Here is a 3,023-nt window from a genome sequence, read left to right as displayed (position 1 = left end):
GCCTTATTTTACAAGGATTGATTTTGTGATTTCAGATTATTTTGGACAGCAGTGAGTATATGTAGGATGCCAGGCGTATAGGGTTTGGAATAATACCGGGGCAATTTATGACTTCAGGCTGGACGGGATTTGCAGAAATAATGTAGGAGATGGTAACGAGATTACAACTGGATCTTTACGTTTAAATACTGGTGAAGCCATCAATAGATATGCACAAAACCCTGGTACGTGCCCCGGCGGTGTTTTGGCTACATTAACTTATAATCAGGCTATGAATGCAGATGTAGTTATCAATGGTGGTGATGGCGACTGTCAGGTCAACTTCACAGGTACAGATAGGTGATATAGAAAGTAGAAGATGTCAGACTACTTTAGCGGAAGGTTAACTCAACATGGTTTGAATTTGGTATTACCACCATGAATGCAGGCGAGATAAGGAACGGGCCGTCTGCCCCTTTAACTCTCCAGCGAGGGAAATAAGACACCTTTATCATATGTGGAATCCCAATGGCATTGGTGTGGAATTCGATAAAATTCCTTTCAAATTTTGATATTTCAACCGTAATATTTTGTTTTAATCCGATTTTTTTGAAAAAAATCATGTCTGTGGCTCTTTTTGTAAAGATTATCGGTTTTGATAAATCTCCTATTTTATACCAATCTGTAGATTCGAGAAGCCACTTTTTGGTTTTTATCCGCACCTCAAAATCGGTTAACGGCACAATTATTTGAGGATGCTGGAGTTCATAAACTGAAAACGGTCCTATATCATTTAGTTTCGGTAAAAGTTTTCCTGCCTCATCCTTTACCTCTTTTGTGTAGGCTATAAAATACCGGACACCGAACAGCTTTAGATGTTCTATCCCTTTTTTGAAATTAAATTCCGGATATGAGAAACCCTGTACAGCATGAGTAGAAGTCTTTGTGGTTTCTGCCTGATTGATGAAATGGAAAGGACTGCTCAGCGACGATTCTATTAAAAGACCCTCCATTGTCGGCTGCTTTGAAAATAATGGAATATTTTCGAGAATGCGTGGAGTTCCAAATCTGTCATATTCTGGTCTATACTCCCACATTACACGGCCATAAGGCAGTGTTTTTAAATAATCAAAAAGGGGTTTTATTTCTTTCCATGATGCCTTTCTCTCGAAACCCTCATAGTTCCACTTAATCCAGTGCGGAATATATGTTAACTTTCTGTCTATCCAGACTATTAGAGTGAGGGCAAGAATTGGCAATATCAAATAAAGCTGTGCTTTTGATGGTATTTTGCTCAGAACACTGCCTGAAAAATAAGCTGCTATAAGTATAGAGCTCATAGTAAAAAATGGAAGGAATCTGGTATTCCATATCTTTGAGTTGTCAATCAGAAAATATGCAATAAGATTCACAACTGCAACAAACAGCAGGATGTTGATATTTTTGTCTTTATTTAAAAAAGAATAGACAATTCCGGCCAATGCGAGGATTTGCAGCGGAATTATCGAAACCGGAAATATGTCAAAAAGCTTAATAAATCTCCACCACTTCATGATTGATGTGTAATCCAGATGCCACAGGAATGGCAATGACCAGAACGATGTTATTGCAAAGGCAATGGCATACACCTTTACCATATATAAAAATCTGAGATTGAAATCAGGAGTAAATAGAAAAAACGGCAGCAACAGAATAGATGATATTACTGGTATCGGATGCGATAATGCCATTAATGACAGGACAACTATGTTTATAAATAGATATTTGTTTTCTTCGATTCCCATTTTCATAGTTGCAATGAATATCCAGAAGAGAGAAAAGCTGAAGGAATAAGAAAATTCCCCTGCAAGGGTGCTTGGCAGATTGCCGCCGTAAATATTGTAAGCCTCAAGGAAGATGAATGACAGGCTAAATACAGCGCCGATATGAGGGACAGGATCTTTAAATCGCAAAAATCTTAAGCAGAAGTAAGCACTTATAGGCAAAAGCAATGTGCCGAGTATGGTTATTAGTTTGAATGCAACATTGATAGGAATTACATAACTTAAAACTACGGTAAGGATATAAAGAAAGGGAGGATAAAAATACAAGAATGGGAACCCTGCATACCAATCATGCGACCATGAATGAATAGAGGGGAATATCTCTTTTAAATAGTAGACTATATAGTTATGGGAACCTGTGTCTCCGCCGGAAATTGTTGTGTCCATTAGCAGCAGAGAGGGCTTGAGCATGTAAAAGATATAGAGGTAGACGATAGCAAATGTAAGAACTGCGAGCTTATTGTTTGATATATATTTTCTTAATCTTTCTGACATCGGCAAACATTCTAAAAACATCGTTTATTGTTATTGTTGAGAGACCTCTTGAGATCTGTTTTGCATCCACCACGCAGATATTATAGCGGAGCATCATGGCAAGATAAAGCGCCTCGATATCAAAGGCAAAGCCATTGGTCGACAATCTGCTGAAAATAGCCTCGGCAGCAGAACTTTTAAATCCTTTCAGACCACACTGGGTATCTTTAAACGGCATCCTAACGTTTCTTTCTGCAAATGCGTTAAATATCCTATGCCCCATCAATCTAAAGATGCTGTCAGGATATGGATTTTCTCTATGTCCTATGGCGACATCATAGCCGTTCTTTAATTTTTTTAGGACATCCTTTATGCCTTTTGTTCCATAGGGAAGATCTGCATCCGTGAAAATTCTATATTCGCCTCTGGCAGACAACATTCCTGTTTTCACACTGTATCCCTTCCCCATATTATGCGTGTTTCTGATAAGTCGTACATTTTGAATATATTTAATTGCTTCGTGAGTATTGTCAACACTTCCATCGTCCACAATTATCAACTCGCATATATTTCCAAAGGTCTTTATTATTTCTGCAATACTTCCTTCAAGGATGCGCTTCTGATTATAGGCGGGCAAAATAAGAGAAAATTCTATATGTTCCATAGTCTTTATAATATAACATTTTGGCTATCCCCTCCTTCCCAAACCCCCATCTTTTTGGGGAAATTTCTGTTATAATTTATCAA

At 37.9% G+C, this 3,023-nt stretch carries 2 protein-coding genes; both read right to left on the bottom strand.

Features of this window, described 5'->3' with window-relative positions; all coding sequences use genetic code 11:
* Positions 1-371 precede the first annotated feature (371 nt).
* Positions 372-2,297, bottom strand: coding sequence for a 6-pyruvoyl-tetrahydropterin synthase-related protein (locus V7L97_RS11895; RefSeq protein WP_333656257.1), 1,926 nt, complete (start codon positions 2,295-2,297; stop codon positions 372-374).
* Positions 2,260-2,940, bottom strand: coding sequence for a glycosyltransferase (locus V7L97_RS11890; protein ID WP_333656256.1), 681 nt, complete (start codon positions 2,938-2,940; stop codon positions 2,260-2,262). The genes V7L97_RS11895 and V7L97_RS11890 overlap by 38 nt, the downstream gene beginning before the upstream one ends.
* Positions 2,941-3,023 lie beyond the last annotated feature (83 nt).

Origin of the sequence: Dissulfurispira sp., from assembly GCF_036745535.1 — a bacterium.
Taxonomy (GTDB): domain Bacteria; phylum Nitrospirota; class Thermodesulfovibrionia; order Thermodesulfovibrionales; family Dissulfurispiraceae; genus Dissulfurispira.
This window is presented reverse-complemented; position numbering and strand designations above follow the sequence as displayed.

Excerpts from the sequence above, each read along its gene's own strand:
- V7L97_RS11895 (WP_333656257.1), bottom strand. The coding sequence starts at position 2,297 with ATGTCAGAAAGATTAAGAAAATATATATCAAACAATAAGCTCGCAGTT.
- V7L97_RS11890 (WP_333656256.1), bottom strand. The coding sequence starts at position 2,940 with ATGGAACATATAGAATTTTCTCTTATTTTGCCCGCCTATAATCAGAAG.